At 60.9% G+C, this 18,859-nt stretch carries 17 protein-coding genes; 14 read left to right on the plus strand and 3 right to left on the minus strand.

The window, feature by feature from the left end; genetic code table 11:
* The first annotated feature begins 20 nt into the window (after positions 1-20).
* The 13 genes from pyrH (at position 21) to lpxB (ending at position 12,794) form a co-directional block, all read left to right on the plus strand.
* The gene (gene pyrH / locus ACO06O_RS09555; RefSeq protein ID WP_420416695.1) at positions 21-749 is read left to right on the plus strand and encodes a UMP kinase; all 729 of its coding nucleotides are present in this window, start codon (positions 21-23) and stop codon (positions 747-749) included.
* Between the two features lie 109 nt (positions 750-858).
* The gene (frr, locus tag ACO06O_RS09560; RefSeq protein ID WP_420416696.1) at positions 859-1,413 is read left to right on the plus strand and encodes a ribosome recycling factor; all 555 of its coding nucleotides are present in this window, start codon (positions 859-861) and stop codon (positions 1,411-1,413) included.
* 30 nt (positions 1,414-1,443) lie between these two features.
* The gene (locus tag ACO06O_RS09565; protein ID WP_421878742.1) at positions 1,444-2,175 is read left to right on the plus strand and encodes an isoprenyl transferase; all 732 of its coding nucleotides are present in this window, start codon (positions 1,444-1,446) and stop codon (positions 2,173-2,175) included.
* Positions 2,172-3,035, plus strand: a complete 864-nt coding sequence (locus ACO06O_RS09570; RefSeq protein WP_420416698.1) for a phosphatidate cytidylyltransferase — start codon at positions 2,172-2,174, stop codon at positions 3,033-3,035. The genes ACO06O_RS09565 and ACO06O_RS09570 overlap by 4 nt, the downstream gene beginning before the upstream one ends.
* Positions 3,032-4,198: a 1-deoxy-D-xylulose-5-phosphate reductoisomerase gene (gene dxr / locus ACO06O_RS09575; protein WP_421878745.1), complete on the plus strand. Its 1,167-nt coding sequence runs from the start codon at positions 3,032-3,034 to the stop codon at positions 4,196-4,198. The genes ACO06O_RS09570 and dxr overlap by 4 nt, the downstream gene beginning before the upstream one ends.
* Positions 4,199-4,219: 21 nt before the next feature.
* The gene (gene rseP, locus ACO06O_RS09580; protein ID WP_421878748.1) at positions 4,220-5,308 is read left to right on the plus strand and encodes an RIP metalloprotease RseP; all 1,089 of its coding nucleotides are present in this window, start codon (positions 4,220-4,222) and stop codon (positions 5,306-5,308) included.
* Positions 5,309-5,531: 223 nt separating this feature from the next.
* Positions 5,532-7,838: an outer membrane protein assembly factor BamA gene (gene bamA / locus ACO06O_RS09585; RefSeq protein ID WP_421878751.1), complete on the plus strand. Its 2,307-nt coding sequence runs from the start codon at positions 5,532-5,534 to the stop codon at positions 7,836-7,838.
* A 1-nt stretch (position 7,839) separates the two neighbouring features.
* Entirely contained in the window at positions 7,840-8,418 is a 579-nt protein-coding gene (locus ACO06O_RS09590) for an OmpH family outer membrane protein (protein ID WP_421878755.1), read from the plus strand.
* 17 nt (positions 8,419-8,435) lie between these two features.
* Positions 8,436-9,467 carry a UDP-3-O-(3-hydroxymyristoyl)glucosamine N-acyltransferase gene (gene lpxD, locus ACO06O_RS09595; protein ID WP_421878758.1) on the plus strand — a complete coding sequence of 344 codons (1,032 nt, stop codon included), beginning with the start codon at positions 8,436-8,438 and terminating at the stop codon, positions 9,465-9,467.
* 13 nt (positions 9,468-9,480) lie between these two features.
* Positions 9,481-9,948 carry a 3-hydroxyacyl-ACP dehydratase FabZ gene (gene fabZ / locus ACO06O_RS09600; protein WP_421878761.1) on the plus strand — a complete coding sequence of 156 codons (468 nt, stop codon included), beginning with the start codon at positions 9,481-9,483 and terminating at the stop codon, positions 9,946-9,948.
* Complete coding sequence (gene lpxA / locus ACO06O_RS09605) at positions 9,949-10,752, plus strand: acyl-ACP--UDP-N-acetylglucosamine O-acyltransferase (protein WP_421878764.1); 804 nt, start codon at positions 9,949-9,951, stop codon at positions 10,750-10,752. It abuts the gene before it with no gap.
* A gap of 21 nt (positions 10,753-10,773) precedes the next feature.
* Positions 10,774-11,610, plus strand: a complete 837-nt coding sequence (locus ACO06O_RS09610; protein WP_421878766.1) for an LpxI family protein — start codon at positions 10,774-10,776, stop codon at positions 11,608-11,610.
* Positions 11,607-12,794 carry a lipid-A-disaccharide synthase gene (lpxB, locus tag ACO06O_RS09615; protein WP_421878769.1) on the plus strand — a complete coding sequence of 396 codons (1,188 nt, stop codon included), beginning with the start codon at positions 11,607-11,609 and terminating at the stop codon, positions 12,792-12,794. The genes ACO06O_RS09610 and lpxB overlap by 4 nt, the downstream gene beginning before the upstream one ends.
* A gap of 38 nt (positions 12,795-12,832) precedes the next feature.
* Here the strand turns inward: lpxB and ACO06O_RS09620 are convergent, their stop codons facing one another.
* The gene (locus ACO06O_RS09620) at positions 12,833-14,134 is read right to left on the minus strand and encodes a citrate synthase (protein ID WP_421878772.1); all 1,302 of its coding nucleotides are present in this window, start codon (positions 14,132-14,134) and stop codon (positions 12,833-12,835) included.
* Positions 14,135-14,296: 162 nt separating this feature from the next.
* Positions 14,297-15,709, minus strand: a complete 1,413-nt coding sequence (gene gltX / locus ACO06O_RS09625) for a glutamate--tRNA ligase (RefSeq protein ID WP_421878775.1) — start codon at positions 15,707-15,709, stop codon at positions 14,297-14,299.
* 158 nt (positions 15,710-15,867) lie between these two features.
* Between gltX and ACO06O_RS09630 the strand changes: the two genes are divergently transcribed.
* On the plus strand, positions 15,868-18,024 hold the full coding sequence (locus ACO06O_RS09630) for a ComEC/Rec2 family competence protein (protein WP_421878777.1): 2,157 nt from the start codon (positions 15,868-15,870) through the stop codon (positions 18,022-18,024).
* Between the two features lie 7 nt (positions 18,025-18,031).
* Here ACO06O_RS09630 and lexA read toward each other — a convergent pair whose 3' ends face one another.
* Entirely contained in the window at positions 18,032-18,727 is a 696-nt protein-coding gene (gene lexA, locus ACO06O_RS09635) for a transcriptional repressor LexA (protein WP_420416711.1), read from the minus strand.
* Positions 18,728-18,859: the final 132 nt, after the last annotated feature.

Below are 18,859 nucleotides of genomic sequence, written 5' to 3' on the forward strand. Positions count from 1 at the left end.
AAGAAGGATAGCGAGGCCCCATGGCGACTGACGGATCCGATTTGGTCTACAAACGCGTTCTCCTGAAACTGTCCGGCGAAGCCCTGATGGGGGATCGCGAGTTCGGCTTGGACCCGGAGGTGGTCAGCCGCATCGCCGATGAGATCAAGGGCGTCCGCGAACTGGGCTGCGAGATCTGCCTGGTGATCGGGGGCGGCAATATCTTCCGCGGCGTTTCTGTCGCGGCCAAGGGGATGGAACGCACGACGGCCGATTACATGGGCATGCTGGCCACCGTGATGAATGCGCTGGCCATGCAATCGGCCCTGGAGGCCAAGGGCGTCCCGACCCGTGTCCAATCGGCCATTCCGATGGCGACGGTCTGCGAACCCTATATTCGCCGACGCGCGACGCGCCATATGGAGAAGGGGCGGATCGTGATTTTCGCCGCCGGGACCGGCAACCCGTTCTTCACGACGGATACCGCCGCCGCGCTGCGCGCCTCGGAAATGGACTGCAACGCCATGCTGAAGGCGACGAAGGTGGACGGGGTCTATACCGCCGATCCAATGAAGGATCCGACCGCCAAGCGCTATGAAACGCTGAGTTATCAGCAGGTTCTGACCGACAATCTGAAGGTCATGGACGCGTCCGCCATCACGCTGTCGCGGGATCGCGGGATTCCCATTCTGGTCTTCTCGCTGTACGAACCGGGCATGTTCGCGCAAGTCGTGCGCGGGCAGGGCCGCTGCACCAAGGTGACCGAATAACCGGTAAAGTGACCCGCGAACCGTTCGCATCGTTGGACCGACGGGATCAAACCGGATAAAACATCGCGCGGATCGATGGCGATGCCGCAAGCATGGGGTGAAAAGTAAGATGTCTGCGAATATGAAAGATCTGAAACGCCGTATGGAAGGCGCTCTGGAAAATCTGGCTGTGGAATTCCAGGGTCTCCGCACCGGCCGGGCCTCCACGGATTTGCTGACGCCGATCCATGTCGATGCTTACGGCGCCAGCATGCCGCTGAACCAGGTCGCCAGCATCGCCGCGCCGGAGCCGCGCATGCTGTCTGTGACGGTTTGGGACAACAGCATGGTCAAAGCGGTCGAAAAGGCGATTCGGGAATCCGATCTGGGCCTGAACCCGATGACCGAAGGCAATGTCATGCGCATTCCGCTGCCGGAACTGAACGAAGAGCGCCGGACCGAACTGACCCGCGTCGCCGGCAAATATGCCGAGCAGGCCAGGATCGCGATCCGCAATATCCGCCGCGACGGCATGGATACGCTGAAACGTCAGGAGAAGGACGGCGAAATCGGTCAGGACGAGCTGCATCGCGGTCAGGACGACATTCAGAAACTGACCGACGAGTATGTCGCCAAGGTCGATACGTCGCTGGCCGACAAAGAAAAGGACATCATGCAGGTCTGACCGGTGCGCCGGTACGACGCTTTGCCCGATATGACCAATTCCTCCGCCGATATTCCGCCGCCGAAACACGTTGCCATCATCATGGACGGCAACGGCCGCTGGGCGAAAGGCCGTGGGCTGCCGCGCGTCGCGGGGCACCGGCAGGGTGCGGAGGCCGTCCGTCAGGTCGTCGAGACGGCTGGCCGGCTTGGCGTGGATTACCTGACGCTGTTCAGTTTCTCGTCCGAAAACTGGCGGCGTCCGGAAGAGGAAGTCCGCGACCTGATGGGGCTGCTGCGGCGCTATTTGAAATCCGAGATCGCCGAACTTCATAAGAAGAACGTGCGCTTCAAGGTGATCGGGGAACGCGGGCGATTGGACAAGGACATTCAGGCCCTTGTGCAGGACGCGGAACAGATGACCGCGGGCAATACCCAACTGACCTTGTCCTTGGCCCTGTCCTATGGCGGTCGAGCGGAAATCGCGGACGCCGCGCGCCGGATCGCGGAATCCGTGCGCCTGGGGCTGTTGGACCCGGCCGCCATCGATGAGACGCTGTTCGAAAGCTATCTGTGGTCGGTTGGATTGCCGGATCCGGATCTGCTGATCCGCACCAGCGGGGAAAAGCGCATCAGCAACTTCCTTCTGTGGCAATGCGCCTATACCGAATTTTACTATACCGACGTCTATTGGCCCGATTTTGACGAGGCCGAGTTTACGGCCGCAATCGACGATTTCCGCCGCCGGGACCGCCGCTTCGGGGCGACGGCAAGCTACGCATGACGACCGGCGCGGATGCGGGAAAAGGGGGCTTGCCGGCCGATCTGAAGGTGCGGGCGGCCTCCGGTGCCGTGCTGATCGCGATCGCCGTGGCCGAGTTGTATCTCGGCGGCACCTATTTCGTCGTTTTCATCGGCCTGCTGGCCTGCGGCATGATCTGGGAAGCCCTCAACCTGACCGGGGTGAGGGGAAAACACCGGCGGATGATCGCGACCGGCCTGACCGGCCTGGCTTTTCTGTCCCTGATGCCGGCCCTGCCGAATGGCGGATTTCCGGTTTGGGTGGCGCTCTGCCTGATGTCGGGAACCTTGATTTTCGCCTGGAGTGCGGCGACCCGGAAACGGGCCTTCCCGTTCGGCATGGTCGCGGCCGCCTCGGTCTGCATCGGGTGTCTGGTCATTGTTCTGGCTGAGTTGCGGTCAGAATTCTATACCATCCCACCGCTGATCCTGTTGGTTCCCGCCGTGATCGGCACCGATATCGGTGCCTACTTCGTCGGGCGTGCCCTTGGCGGCCCGAAACTCGCGCCGCGTGTCAGTCCCAACAAGACCTGGTCCGGCGCCATCGGTGGGGTACTGGTGGCGGTCGCCGCCGGAATGGCGACGGTCTGGACCTTCCGCCAGAACGGGCTTCAGGCGCCCTTGCTGGATACCCTGGTCATGCTGACGATCCTGTCGATCTGCTCACAAATCGGCGATCTGATCGAATCCTGGTTGAAGCGCCGTGCAGGACAGAAGGATTCTGGTAGACTGATCCCCGGACATGGCGGTCTTCTGGATCGCTTCGATGGCTTCATGGGGGCCGCGGTATTAGGGCTTGGTCCCTGGCTGCTGTTGCATGAAACCGGGGCAATCGGCGGATGACGACACCGAAACGCGTAACGATCCTTGGGGCGACCGGTTCGATCGGACAAAGCACGCTGGATCTTGTGCGGCAGACCCCGGACGCATTCGACGTCATCGGACTTACGGCGCATCGCAACGTTGCCGATCTGGCCCGGCTCGCGATCGAATTCAACGCCGATTGTGCCGCCATTGCCGACGCATCGCTCTATGAGGATTTGAAGGCCGCGCTTGCCGGCTCGAATGTGGAAGCGGCGGCAGGAGAGACGGCGATCGCGGATCTGGCGGCACGCCCTGCCGACTATGTCATGGCCGGCATAGTCGGTTCGGTCGGTCTGCGCCCAACCCTGGCGGCGGTCCGCACCGGGACCTGTGTCGCCTTCGCCAACAAGGAATGTCTCGTCTCCGCCGGGCGGCTGATGATGCAGGAAGTATCCCGTCATCGTGCAACGCTGCTGCCGGTCGATTCCGAACACAATGCGATCTTCCAGGTCTTCGAGTCTCCGAACAGGGATGCCATCACCCGTCTGATCCTGACGGCCTCCGGCGGGCCGTTCCGGACGTGGAGCCGGGATAGGATGGCAGCCGCGACGCCGGCGCAGGCCGTGGCCCATCCCAATTGGACCATGGGCGCAAAGATCTCAGTCGATTCCGCCAGCATGATGAACAAAGGGCTGGAACTGATTGAAGCGCATTACCTTTTCGATATGCCGGAGGGGCAGATCGAGATCGTCGTCCATCCGCAATCGATCATTCACAGCATGGTCGAATACGCCGATGGATCCGTCCTGGCGCAGCTTGGCCCGCCGGATATGCGCACGCCGATCGCCAACACGCTGGCCTGGCCCGGACGCATGATCAGCCCGTCCGAGCGGCTGGATTTTCTGAAAGTGTCGCGGCTCGACTTCGAACCGCCGGACCCGGTCCGCTTCCCGTCTCTGCGCCTGGCGCGCGAAGCCTTGCAAGCCGGACCTCACGCCCCAACTATCATGAATGCCGCCAACGAGGAGGCCGTGGCGGCCTTTCTCAGTGGGAAGTGCGGATTTGCCGACATCCCCCGAACGGTAGAGGCGACCCTGGAGGTGATTGCGCCCCGGGCACTCGACACCCTGGAGGATGTCTTCGCCTTGGAAGGCGAGGCACGCGCGAAGGCCCGGGAATATGTCGCCGTTGCGGCGGAATAGTTGGATTAGGAAGGGTAGCGTATGGATTCTCTGATCGGCGGCGTAGGCCATTTCAACGCGATCATCATCTTCTGCATTTTGGTCTACATCCATGAGATGGGCCATTATCTGGTCGCGAAATGGTGCGGCGTGCGGGTCGAGGTCTTCTCGATCGGATTCGGACGTGAGCTGTTCGGCTGGACGGACCGGTCCGGAACCCGTTGGAAATTCAGCATGATTCCGCTCGGCGGTTATGTCCGCATGTTCGGCGAACACAGTATGGAACAGGTTCAGGGCGATACGGGGCGAGCCATTACCGACGCGGACAGGGCCGTCTCTTTCGACCATAAGTCGCTCGCCCAGCGGGCGGCCATCGTCTTTGCCGGGCCGGCCATGAACTTCCTGTTCGCCATCGCGATCCTGGCCATTCTTTTCGGGGCGGCCGGTGTTCGCGAGACCCGCGATTTCGTCACCTACGGCGTCGGCGCCATTGTTCCGGGCAGCGCCGCGGCGGAAGCGGAATTGGCCGAGGGCGACCGCATCCTGTCGATCGATGGCCGCAGCGTACCGAATTGGGAAAGCCTGGTGCGCGAAGTCCAGTCGAGCGAGGGCAGGGAGCTGATCCTGAAAGTGGAGCGGGACGGTCTTGTCTCGACAAAGCGGATCACGCCGAAACTCAATGAGGAAACGGGCACTTACCTGATCGGCATTCATGCCCCGTTCCAGGTGGTTACCTTCGGGCCGATCGAATCGATCGCCAAGGCGACGGAGCGGACTTGGGATTACAGTATTCTGACGCTGACGGCGATCGGCGAGATCATCACCGGGTCTCGCAGTCTGGACGACATGGGCGGTCCGGTGAAGATCGTCGACATGTCGAATCAGGTGGCGCAAAGGGGCGCATTGGACCTGATCGTCTTCATGGGTGTGCTGTCGATCAATCTCGGTTTGTTGAACCTCCTGCCGGTACCGATGTTGGATGGTGGACACTTGCTGTTTTACGCTGTCGAAGCCGTGCGGGGACGTCCGTTGAATGAACAGACCCAGGAATATCTGCTGCGCGGAGGGTTGGCGCTGTTGCTGTTCGTCATGGTGGTGGTGACAGGAAACGACTTGCTCGGCCTGTTTTGACGACCGGCCAATGAGAACATACTGAATCCGATCTTAGAGAATTGATTCGGACGGAATTTTCAGGTTTAATCCACTCTAACGATAGGGTATCACTGAGCCGGTTTCGAACGTTGTTCGGGTCCGGCTCGATTGATGATTCGCGGTTTGTGGGACGAGAAGGGCGGTTTTGGTGGCAATCTTCCCAGGAAAAGTTTCGTGCGCAATTGCGCTCGCCGGCGCGCTGTTGCTGACTTCTGGTGCAGCACTGGCGCAGACCGTGCCGCCCATTGTCGCGCCGCAGCCTCAGGGCACCGCGCCGGGTCAGCCCGGTGGGGCGCAGCCGACGGTCGACCCGAATGCTCCGACGATCAGTCAGATTGCCATCGAAGGCGCGCAACGAATCGAACGCGCAACGATCCTGTCCTATATCGGGGTTCGCGAAGGCGACAAGATCGATGCGCAGGGCGTCAACGACATTCTGAAGACGTTGTTTGCGACCGGCTTGTTCGCGGATGTGACGATGCAGATGACCGGCGGGACGCTGGCGATCCGCGTTGTCGAGAACCCGATCATCAACCGGATCGCGTTCGAAGGTAACAAGCGTATCGACGACGATACCCTGGAGACCGAAACCCAGTTGCGTCCGCGCGTCGTTTACACCCGGACCAGGGTCCAAAACGACGTGCAGCGCATTCTGGACCTTTACCGCCGCAGCGGCCGTTTCGCCGCGCGTGTCGAGCCGAAGGTTATCCAGCTTGAACAGAACCGCGTCGACCTGGTGTTCGAGATCGCCGAAGGGCCGGTCACCGGGATCGAGAAGATCAGCTTCATCGGTAACAGCTATTTCTCCGACAGCGCCCTTCGCGAAGAGCTGGCGACGAAAGAGTCCCGCTGGTACCGGTTCCTGTCCAGCGCGGACACCTATGATCCGGACAAGCTGACCTTCGACCGGGAACTGCTGCGGCGCTATTACCTTGCCAACGGTTTCGCGGATTTCCGGGTCATTTCCGCCGTTGCCGAGCTGACGGAGAATCAGGAAGCATTCTTCATTACCTTCACGATTGAGGAAGGCGAGCGTTATCAGTTCGGCGCCTTCGATCTGACGTCGAAGATTCCGGATATCGATCCAGAGCCGCTGAAGCAATCGATCGAGCTGGAAACCGGCGATTGGTACAACGCGGACGCAGTCGACGACACCATCGTCGCGATCACCAACGCGGTCGGGGATCTGGGCTACGCATTTGTCGATGTGCGCCCCATCGTTGATCGTGATCGCGAAACCCGCACGATCAATATCACCTTCGAGGTTCAGGAAGCGCCGCGCGTCTATGTCGAACGTATCGACATTCGCGGTAACGTCCGGACTCTGGATGAGGTGGTGCGGCGCGAATTCCTGCTGGTCGAGGGGGACGCCTTCAACGCAACCAAGCTGCGCCGTTCCCGTCAGCGGGTCAGTGATCTCGGCTTCTTCGCCAATGTCGAAGTCACCAACGTGCCCGGATCCGATCCGGACAAGACCGTCGTTCAAGTCGATGTCGAAGAGCAGTCGACTGGCGAGCTGTCGATTGGGGCCGGCTTCTCCAGCACTGACGGCGCCTTGGGTGAGTTGACGATCCGAGAGCGCAACCTGTTGGGGCGCGGGCAGGATCTGCGTCTGGGCACAACGCTGTCGCAGCGTCGGCAGATGGTCGACTTCGCCTTCACCGAACCTTATTTCCTGGACCGGGATTTGGCTGCCGGTGTCGATCTGTTCCACATTGTGCGGGACAATCAGGATGTCGCCTCCTATGACAGCCGGGAAACCGGTTTCGGTCTGCGGCTCGGGTACGATTTGAACGATCGTTGGCGCCAGCAGCTCCGCTATCGATTTGCCGATGAAACCATCGAGAATATCGACAGCTCGGCGAACCGGTTCATCCAGGAAGAGGAAGGCTCTGAGTTTGTCTCGTTGATCGGGCAGACCCTGACATATGACCGTCGCAACAGCAGAATCGACCCGACGGACGGCTACCTGGTGGCCTTCGGGACCGATTTCGCGGGCGTCGGCGGGTCGGTGCGCTATCTTCGGACCACTCTGCGCGGCTCCTGGTACATTCCCTTCACCGAAGACATGCGCCTGATCACCGGAGCCGAGGTCGGGTCCTTGGTTGGTCTGGGCGACGATGTTCGACTGAACGACCGGTTCTTCCTGGGCGGTGACAATCTCCGCGGCTTTGAGTTCGCCGGGGCGGGCCCGCGGGATTCCGCCAGTACGGACTCATTGGGCGGCGAGCGTATGGCCAACGGCTCGGTCGAGTTCGTGTTCCCCTTGGGGCTGCCGGAAGAGTTCGGTTTGTCCGGTGCCCTGTTCACCGATGTCGGCTATCTGACAGAGGTTGATGAAACGGGCCCGGGCATTCAGGATGAGCCGTCCCTTCGCGCATCAATTGGGACAGGCGTGACTTGGAGTTCCCCGTTCGGTCCGATCCGGGTGGATTTCGCACACGCCATTCTGAAAGAAGACTTCGACGAAACGGAGTTCTTCCGGTTCAACTTCGGCACGAGGTTCTAGCATGCCCTGGCAATGGATGAGCGCACGCACCGTACGTACGGTGATCGTCGCCATCGTGGTCGCATGGTCGGCTCCTGTATTTGCGCAAGACATTCCGCCGGCCAAAATCGCCATCGTGGAAATGCAACGCATTCAAAACGAAGCGTCGGCCTGGAAAGATCTGAGCCAAAAGCTCAAAGCGGCACAGGAAAAAGTGCTGCAGGAACTGGCGCCGCAGCAAACGGCTCTGGAAGAGGAAGCCAAGGCGTTGCAACAGCAACAGGCTATCCTGGCCCCGGAAGCGTTTGAGGGCAAAGTTGCGGAGTTCGAACAGAAGCGCCGCGAAATGGTGCAGCAGTCGAATGAGCGCCGCCAGGCCGTCGAACGCGCCCTTGTAGATTCCAGGAACCTTATCATCAGTGCCATTCGGGATATCCTCGTCGGGATTACGGAGGAGAAGGGCTACAATCTGATCCTCGATCAGTCCAACGCCGATCCGACGATTGTCGTCGCCTCGCCCGATATCAATATTACAGAAACCGTCATCAAGCGCCTGAATGAGAAGCTGCCAACGGTGGAGTTCAGCGTTCCCGCGCAATAGACTGATAGAGGCGACCGGTGGCAGATCCACGGTTCTTCACGCATGGCGGCCCATTCACGCTGAGACAAATCTCAACGGCGATCGGATGTGAAGTCACCGACCCGGACGCATTGGATCGGGAATTCAAGGATGTCGGACCTTTAGGCGCGGCCGGCGACTCGACGATCGCATTCCTGGCCAACAAGAGATATCTACCCAGTCTATCCGCCTCGGCCGCCGGCGCCGTGCTGATGCAGCCGCAATATGCGAACAGGCTGCCCGACGGCTGCATTGGTCTTTTGATGCGCGATCCGTATTACGGGTTCGCTCAAACCGCGCAGATGTTCTATCCCGAACCTGTTCCCGAACCACTGATCCACGAGCGGGCCACAATTGCCGATAGTGCGAAAGTGGGCCGAGGAGTCCGGATTGAGGCCGGTGCCGTTGTCGGCGAAGACGCGGTTCTGGGGGACGGTGTCTGGCTGGGCCCTAACGCGGTTATCGATCGGGGCGTCGTTATCGGGAAGGGAACCTGGATAGGCGCGGGCGCCTATGTCGGCTGTGCCGATCTGGGGGATCATAACCGAATCCATCCCGGCGTAAGGATCGGAACACGGGGGTTCGGGTTTGCCATGAACCCGAAGGGCCATTTGGACATTCCGCAATTGGGCACCGTCAAAATCGGCAGTTTCGTTGAAATTGGCGCCAATTCCACGGTCGATCGCGGCATGGGACCCGACACGGTAATCGGCGACGGGTGCAAGATTGATAATCTTGTACAGATCGGGCACAACGTTCGCATGGGGCGTGGCTGTGTCGTCGCTGCGCAAGTCGGAATTGCGGGAAGCACCGTATTGCACGACTTTGTGGCATGTGGTGCCCAGTCCGGTATCGCGGGACATTTGACCATATCCACCGGCGCACAGATCGCTGCGAAGGCAGGGGTCATTCGCGATATCGAACCGGGGCACAAGGTCGGAGGCCTGCCGGCGGTTCCGATGCGGCAATGGCTGCGCCAGCATGCGATTCTGAGCAAGGCGGCGTCGACGGGCAAAATAGAAAAAGAGTAAGAACGAGCGAACGATGAGCGAAACGCAAGAAGACTATACAAAGAACATCGACGTCATGCGTGTCATGGACCGGATTCCGCACCGATATCCGTTCCTGATGATCGACAAGGTTCGTGAAGTCATCCCCTACGAACGCGCCGTCGGCATCAAATGCGTTTCGATGGGCGAGCCTCATTTTCAGGGCCATTTCCCGGGTAAGCCTGTCATGCCGGGCGTGCTGATCATCGAAAGCATGGCGCAAACGGCCGGGGTTATGGTCGTCACCAGCCTGGGGCCGGAATCCGAAGGTAAACTGGTCTATTTCATGTCTGTGGAAGAGGCGAAGTTCAGACGCCCGGTCGAACCCGGCGACTATATGGAAGTTCACGTGACGAAGAAGCAGAACCGCGGCCAGGTTTGGAAGTTCAAGGGCGAAGCCTATGTGGACGGAAAACTGTGCGCGGAGGCGACCTTCGCCGCAATGATCCGCGACCGTCCCTGAATGGCCGATATTCATCCCACATCTGTTGTCGATCCGCGTGCCAAGCTTGCGGATTCCGTCAAGATCGGCCCGTTCTGCGTCGTCGGACCGGAGGTCGAACTGGGCGAAGATGTCGTGCTCAGATCCCATGTCGTGCTGGACGGCGATACGCGGATCGGGGCAGGTACCGAAATTTATCCTTTCGCCAGCATCGGGCTTGCGCCGCAGGATCTGAAGTATCGCGGTGAGAAGACCCGGCTGGAAATCGGTGCGCGCAACAAGATCCGCGAATATGTCACCATGAATCCGGGGACGGAGGGCGGTGGCTCTTTGACCAAGGTCGGCGATGACTGCCTGTTCATGGTCGGCTCCCATGTCGCGCATGACTGTATGGTCGGCCATCATGTCATATTGGCAAACAATGCCACCCTTGCGGGCCATGTCGTGCTTGGGGATTTCGCGATTGTCGGCGGCTTGTCGGCGGTTCATCAATTCGTCCGTATCGGGCCCCACGCCATGATTGGCGGCATGTCCGGCGTCGAACACGATGTCATACCCTATGGTTCCGTCATGGGGGACCGGGCCAGTCTCTGCGGCTTGAACATCGTCGGTCTGAAGCGTCGCGGTTTCGATAAGGAAACGATCCATCGCATGCGCTCAGCCTATCGCATGCTGTTCGCGGACGAAGGCACGATCAAGGAACGTGTTGCCGATGTCGACGAAGTCTTCGGCACCGAAGAAGCCGTGCGACAGATCCTGGAATTCGTGCGCGTCCAATCCAGCCGCGGCTTGACCCAGCCCCGGTCACTGGGGGCGGGCGAATAGCCGTCGCCGCGAGGGCGCGCCATGCCGCAGATCGACAGATTGGGTGTTATCGCCGGCAGCGGTGATCTGCCGCTCGAACTGGCGGAAGCCGCCACGCGACAGGGTATCGACGTCCACATATTCGTTCTGCGGGACCAAGGCGATCCTGCCGCCTATGAAGGCAAATTTCCCACCGTAACAATCCGGATCGGGGGCGCGGCGGAAGCCATGGCCCTGGTCCGTGCGCAAGGCATACAGGACATCGTCTTTGCCGGCGGCGTCCGCCGACCGTCGCTCAAGGAACTCATGCCGGACGCCACCGCGACGAAGATTCTGGGCCGCGGCCTGTTCCGTCAAGGGGATGACGGCCTTTTAAGGACCGTGATCCGGCACCTTGAAGAACGGGAAAACTTCAGGGTTCATCCGATCGGCTCGTTTCTCGCAGAACAGAAACCCAGAGAAGGCCGGTTAGGCGCCACGGACCCGCCGGCTCATGCACAGGCTGATATCCAACGCGGAATTGCAATTCTGGACGCATTGGCGCCGCAGGATGTTGGCCAAGCCGTCGTTGTCCAGGACGGCCTTGTTCTGGGCGTCGAGGCGATTGAAGGAACGGAGGCCCTGTTGGCGCGCTGCGCCACGCTGCGCCGGGACGGACCGGCCGCAACTTTGGTGAAACTGAGTAAACCGATGCAGACCGACCGGGCGGATTTGCCTGCAATCGGCCCGGATACGATCGAACAGGCCAAGGCCGCCGGACTGGCCGGAATCGCGGTTGAGGCCGATCGCAGCCTGATCATTTCGCGCGACGAGACCATAAGGCGGGCCGACGAGGCGGGGTTGTTCCTGATTGCCATTAAGAGGGGCGGCGTCGAATGATTCCCGGTACGGATCGGCCGCTAAAGGTATTCATGTCGGCCGGAGAAAGTTCCGGCGACGTGCTTGGCGGGCGTCTTGCCGCGGCATTGGCGGAGAAATGCCCGGCAGGGATCGAACTGCAGGGTGTCGGTGGCCCGGAGATGACGGCGCAAGGTCTGCGCAGCCTATTCCCGATGTCTGAATTGGCCCTAATGGGGTTGGTAGAAATCCTACCGCACATTCCCAGACTGAAGCGGCGGATCGCCGAAACGGCCGCCGCAGCGCAAGCGGCGCAGCCTGATGTCCTGATTACGATCGATGCCCCGGGCTTCAATAAGCGCATGGCCGCAGCCTGCACCGGGATGACCTGCCCCAAAATCCACTATGTCGCGCCCACTGTCTGGGCTTGGCGGCCGGGACGGGTCCATAAATTCAAAGACTTGTTCGATTCGCTGCTGTGCTTGCTGCCCTTTGAGCCGCCCTATTTCAAAGCGGTCGGGTTGGATGCGCGCTTCGTCGGACATTCAATACTGGAAAGCGGCGCCGACAAGGGCGACGGAGTAGGGTTCCGGGGCCGCTTGGGGCTGGCGGAAGGGACGCTCGTCCTTTGTGTTCTCCCGGGATCCCGATCCGGCGAGATCAAGCGCCTCTTGTCGGTCTTCCAGAAGGCCGCGGCACTGTTTTGCGAAGGTCATGTGGGGCGGGACGTGCGAATCGTCTTGCCTGCCGTCCCGCATTTGAGAGGCCATTTGGAGAAAGTAACCGCTGAGTGGCCGATGCCCGTGCATATTGTCGATCCGGTCGACAAATATGACGCCATGGCCGCGTCCGACCTTGCCCTGGCGGCGTCTGGTACGGTTGCCCTGGAATTGGCAATTGCCAAAGTGCCGACGGTCATTGCCTATCGACTGAACACGCTAACATATTGGATTTTGCGGCGTCTGGTACGCACACGCTATGCGCATCTGCTGAATATCACTGCAGACCGCGAGATCGTCCCGGAAGCTCTGCAGGACGATTGCACCCCGGAGCGCATCGCGACGCACCTGACCTCCTTGATCGGGGCTGCCGGCGCCCAACAGATCGAGACCCTGACGCCGATCCTAGGGACGCTGCGCCCCGACGGCGCTGCCGTGCCCAGCATGGCGGCAGCAGAAGCGGTTCTGGAAATCGTCCAGAAACGGAAACGCGGCCCGGAAGCCTGACTTCCGGACCGCGTGTTTCCATCAATTCGCAAGAGCGATCAGCGCTTGGATTTCGGCGGGAACTCGCGCTTGTCGTACCCCAGGAAAAGCTGACGCGGACGCCCGATCTTCTGGTAGGGATCGGCGATCATCTCGTTCCACTGGGCAACCCAGCCGACCGTCCGGGCCAGGGCGAACAGCACCGTGAACATCGAGGTCGGGAAGCCGATCGCCTTCAGGATGATGCCGGAATAGAAGTCGACATTCGGGAACAGCTTACGCTCGACGAAGTAATCGTCCTTGAGCGCGATTTGCTCCAGTTCCTGGGCCAGTTCCAGAAGCGGATCTTCGACGCCCAGTTCCTTCAGAACCTCGTCGCAGCTCTTCTTCAGAACCCCGGCGCGCGGATCGTAGTTCTTGTAGACGCGGTGACCGAAACCCATCAGCCGGAACGGATCGTTCTTGTCCTTGGCGCGTTCCAGGAATTCCGGGATGTTCTTCTTGTGACCGATCTGATGCAGCATGCTGAGAACGGCTTCGTTTGCGCCGCCATGCGCAGGGCCCCACAGCGACGAAATCCCGGCCGAAATGCAGGCGAACGGATTGGCGCCCGAGGACCCGGCGATCCGGACCGTGGAGGTCGACGCATTCTGCTCATGATCGGCGTGCAGGATGAAGATTCGGTCCATGGCGCGTTCGACGGCCGGGGAGATTTGATAGTCCTCCGCCGGAACCCCGAAAGTCATCTGCATGAAGTTGGCCGCGTAGCTGAGATTGTTACGCGGATACATGAACGGCTGCCCGACCGAATACTTATAGGCCATCGCCGCCAGGGTCGGCATTTTCGCGACCAGGCGGTGGGACGCGATCATGCGCTGTTCCGGATCGTTGATGTCCGTGGAGTCGTGATAGAAGGCGCTGAGCGCGCCGACGACACCAACCATGATCGCCATCGGATGCGCGTCGCGGCGGAACCCGCGATAGAAGTTCAAAAGCTGCTCATGCACCATCGTGTGATAGGTGATGGTCTTCTCGAAATCCTTGCGCTCGGTCTCGTTCGGCAATTCACCGCGCAGCAGCAGATAGCAGACTTCCATGAAATCGCAGTTTTCTGCCAGATCCTCGATGGAATAGCCGCGGTGAAGCAGCACGCCCTGGTCGCCGTCGATATAGGTGATGGCGCTGTCGCAGGACGCGGTAGACGTGAAACCCGGATCGTAAGTGAAGTAGCCCGTCTGGCCGTAAAGCTTCCGGATGTCGATTACTTTCGGGCCGACCGACCCTGCCATGACCGGCAATTCCCAACTGTTCCCAGTCGCATTGTCAGTAAGGGTCATTGTATGCGTTTTCGCGTCGCTCATACCGGCGCCTCCTGTCAATTATTTAGACCGAAGCCAATGAAATTCGGGCATAAATCGCGCCCTCTTGGCATTGGATCGGTAGTGTCCCCGCAATCGGTGCGGAACATTAACCGGATATGACGCAGCGCACAATAAGTCGGAATGCCGCGCCTGAATCGAACGTCAGGCGGCCTCCGGATTCTCGGGAAGGGCGGCGATCCGCGCCAAACATTCTTCCTTGCCCAGAACACGCATGACCTGCGTCAGATCGGGCGAAGCGAATGTCCCCGTCAGGGCGCCACGCACCGGCTGCGCCACTTTACCAAATCCGATGCCTTTCGCCTCCACGAAACTTTTCATGGCGTCATGCAGGGCTTCCTCGGTCCAGGGATCGAGGGACTGCAAGGCCGTGTCCGCCAATTCCTTGGCCAGGACAGGTCCCGCGCCAGCGACCAGTTTCGCGGATTTCGGATCGGACAGGGGGAATGTCGGCGGTTCGACATAGAACCGGGCGGCGTCGATCAGTTGCGGGATCGTGTCGCATCGCTGGGTCAGCCCGGCCATGCCTGCCGTGAGCCGTTCGACCAAGATCGGGTTCTCCGCCACATTCAGCGCCGCCGCGACGGTAGATGCCAGACCGGCGGGATCCGCCTGCCGCAGATAGTGGCCGTTGAGATTCTCCATCCGCTGAAAATCCATGCGGGACGGGGACCGTCCGACGGCGTCTAGGTCGAACCATTCGATTGCCTGCTGTTCCGAAATGATCTCGTCATCGCCATGGGACCAGCCCAGTCGCAGTAGGTAGTTCTTCAGCGTTTCCGGCAGATAGCCCATGTCCCGGTACTGCTCGACGCCCAATGCGCCATGCCGCTTCGACAATTTTGCGCCGTCCGGCCCGTGGATCAGCGGGATATGTGCGAATTCCGGTACATCCCATCCGGCATTTCGGAACAGGTGATACTGGCGGAAAGCGTTGACCAGATGGTCGTCCCCCCGAATGACGTGCGTCACCCCCATATCGTGATCGTCCACGACCACGGACAGCATATAGGTCGGCGTCTCGTCGGCGCGCAGCAGGATGAAATCGTCCAATTGGTCGTTCTCGATCGTCACATCGCCCTGTACGAGGTCCCGGATCGTCGTGCTGCCGCCATCGCGCGGCATCTTGATCCGGATGACCGGATCGACGCCGGCAGGGGTTTCCGATGGATCGCGGTCGCGCCAGGTGCCGTCATAGGGCGTCTTGCGGCCTTCGTCCTTCATGCGCTCCCGCATGGCTGCGAGTTCTTCCTGTGAGCAATAACAGCGGTAGGCATGTCCTTTGGCCAGGAGGTCGTGCGCGACCTCAACATGCCGCGCGGCGCGGGCGGATTGATAGACCGGCTCTCCGTCGCCCTGAAGACCAAGCCACGACAGACCGTCGAAAATCGCCTCAATCGCCGCATCGGTCGAACGCTTACGGTCGGTATCCTCGATCCGCAGCTTGTAAACTCCACCGAAATGCCGGGCATAGAGATAGTTGAACAAGGCCGTGCGAGCCCCGCCGATATGCAGATATCCGGTCGGGGAGGGGGCGAAACGGGTTACGACGGTCATGGTCACTCCTGACAGGCAAGGGGCGGCGGTCCCGGACGATTGATGGGACGTCGGTCGTTTACCACAGGCGGGACGGCAGCGGCAAAGCCCGAAAACGGCTGTCGCATCGTCATGAATTACGATCTATGGTCGCATGCTTCGGAGGAAGATGGATGGGCATGCGTTGGTATCGGATGTTTGGGGCGGAGGCCGTCCCGCGCGGTCGGCCTCTGACACTGCGTGACGCTGCCGCCATTCCGTTTGTTCTGCTGAAGGCGGAGCGGGAACGCTGGGCCTTGTGGTTGCCCGTCTTTCTAGGCGCCGGCATCGCGGTTTACTTCGCCTTGCCATCCGAGCCGCCGATTGAAGCAGGATTTACGCTTCTGTCGATTTGCGCGGTCGCCTTGGTTTGGGCTTGGTGGCGCCGGGCCGATGCTTGGTCGGCCCTGTTCGCTCTGCCCGCTGCCGCCGCAATCGGTCTTATCATCGCCGGATGGTCCACAGCACGCGCGGAAGCCCCCGTCCTTGCGGGAGAGCGGGTCCTGTCCGGCGTATCGGGGCGGGTCGTGGCGGTCGAACCCTTTGCCGACGGCGCGCGGGTCCGATTGGAAAATCTGGCGGTACCGGGATGGTGGAGGAATGGCGCGCTGCCCGAAGCCATCCGCATAAAGCTGAGGCGTGACGATCCTGCGCCCATCATCGGTCAGCGCATCCAGGTGACCGCCCGGGTCTCTCCGCCACCGCGCCCGAGTTTCCCGGGTGCATATGATTTCGCGCGCAGTGCCTGGTTCGACCGGTTGGGTGGCGTCGGGTTCGCTTTTTCGCACTGGCGTTTGGTTCGGTCGGACGCATCCATAAGTCCGGCGGACCAGATTCTCGCAGCCATCGAGCGGTTTCGTGCCGATCTGTCTACACGGCTGCGCACCGCGCGGCCTGATGTGTCGGGGCATGTCCTGGCCGCGCTGCTGACGGGGGACCGGTCCGGCGTTCCGGAACCCGTGCTGGAGGATCTGCGTCGGTCGGGCCTGGCCCACTTGCTGGCGATTTCAGGCCTGCATATCGGGATGGTCGCGGCAATCGTATTCGTGACCATGCGGACCTGCCTGGCTTTGAGTGAATCCTGGGCACGCGACCGGCCCATCAAGAAATGGGCGGCGGCTGCAGCCTTGATCGCCAGTTTTGCCTATCTGATCTTGTCCGGCGCCACGATCCCGACCCAGCGGGCCTTTCTGATGACCGGGATTGTTCTGATCGCGGTCCTGACCGACCGGCTGGCGATTTCGATGCGGCTGGTTGCGGTCGCCGCCGGGGCGGTCTTGATCCTGGCGCCGGAGAGCATCGTCGGCCCCAGTTTTCAGTTATCTTTCGCCGCCGTCATCGCATTGGTCGCGGTCTATGAGCAGTACCGGCTTTGGGCGGGAAGGATCGATACGGACGGGCCCCACGGGAAGACCGTCCGGTATCTCGCCGCCGTTTGCCTGACCACGGTGATCGCGGGTGTCGCTACAGCCCCATTCGCGATCTACCATTTCGGACAGGTGGCGCATTATTCCGTTCTGGCCAATCTCGTGGCGGTTCCCATCGTGACTTTCGTGGTCATGCCACTCGGCCTTCTGAGCCTTGCGCTGATGCCGATAGGCCTGGAGGCTATCCCGGCCATGGGAGCGGGATGGGGGATCGATGCGGTTCTTTGGATCGCGGAACAGGTCGCCGACCTGCCGGGTTCGGTTGCCCAGATCCCTGCCATGCCGGAATGGGGCCTGGCCCTGGTGGCGGTTGGGGGGCTTTGGTGTGCGATCTGGCAACGGGCCTGGCGGTTCTGTGGCCTGCCCGTCCTGATCGCCGGGATCCTATCGCCTTACTGGATGGCGGCGCCAATTGCGATCCTGCATGAGGATGGCGAACAGGCAGCCATCGTCTGGCGGGACGGGCTGTGGCTCGAATCCTCCCGCAAGGAACGTTTTGCACAGAATGTGTGGAGCGAGAAAACCGCCTATCCGGTTCTTGGCGACTGGCAAGACCTCGCCAAAACACCCGACGCGCCGATCCGCTGCGATCCGCTAGGCTGCGCCCTGGCCCTACGCCTTACGAATGGCAAGACCGTGACCTTGTCCTTCGTGAGCGATCCGAGGGCGCTTCGGGAGGATTGTGCCTTATCGACACTCGTCCGTGCGCCGGTTGTCGCCCATCCATCTCTTTGCGTCGAGGTCCAGGTCGTTAACCCGGCCGATCTGAAGCGCAACGGTACATATGCCGTCTATGCCGGCCGGGACGGGTTGAGACTGGTGACGGTGGAGGAGCGGCGCGGAGAACGCCCCTGGACACGGGCGCGCTGAATCCGGATCAGTACTTCCGCAGCAATCCGACAAGACGGCCCTGAATATTGACCTGATCGGGCCGGTAAATCCGAGTTTCGTAGTTCGAGTTGGCGGGTTCCAGGGCCACGCTGTCGCCCTTGCGGCGCAGACGTTTCAACGTCACCTCATGCCCTTCGACCAAGGCGACCACGATATCGCCGTTGCTGGCATGTTCGGAACGTTCGATCACCACCGTGTCGCCGTCCAGAATGCCCGCGTCGATCATGGAATCGCCCTCGACCTCCAGCGCATAATGGTCGCCGCGCCCCAATAGGGTCGCTGGGACATCCACCAGCATCGAATGATCGCGCAGCGCCTCGATCGGCGTACCGGCAGCGATCCGGCCATAAAGTGACAATTGCACGGTGTTACCGCCACCGCGCATCATCGAGCGGCGGCTGCCGACTTCCTTCTGGCGCAGCATTTCGACCCGGCGATTGCGGATCGGCAACTGCTCCGGCGCGGTGTTTTCGGGCAGGCGCACGACTTCCAACGCGCGGGCCCGGTTGGGAAGCCGGCGCAGAAATCCGCGTTCCTCAAGTCCGGTAATGAGGCGGTGAATGCCCGATTTGGATTTCAGGTCCAACGCTTCCTTCATTTCTTCAAAGGAGGGGGATACGCCGGAATTCTGCAGCCGGTCGTGAATGAACATCAGAAGTTCGTATTGTTTGCGCGTCAGCATTCCATCCGCTCCTTGTAGTCAATCGAGGGCGGGAATCCAGCCCCGCCACGGTCGTTGAACATTTATTGGACTAATTTTGTTCACATTGCGTGTCAAGGGGCAAAATTAGAACATGACGCGGACAAACAGGAA

Origin of the sequence: Pacificispira sp. (assembly GCF_965228185.1) — a bacterium.
Lineage (GTDB): Bacteria > Pseudomonadota > Alphaproteobacteria > UBA8366 > Aestuariispiraceae > Pacificispira.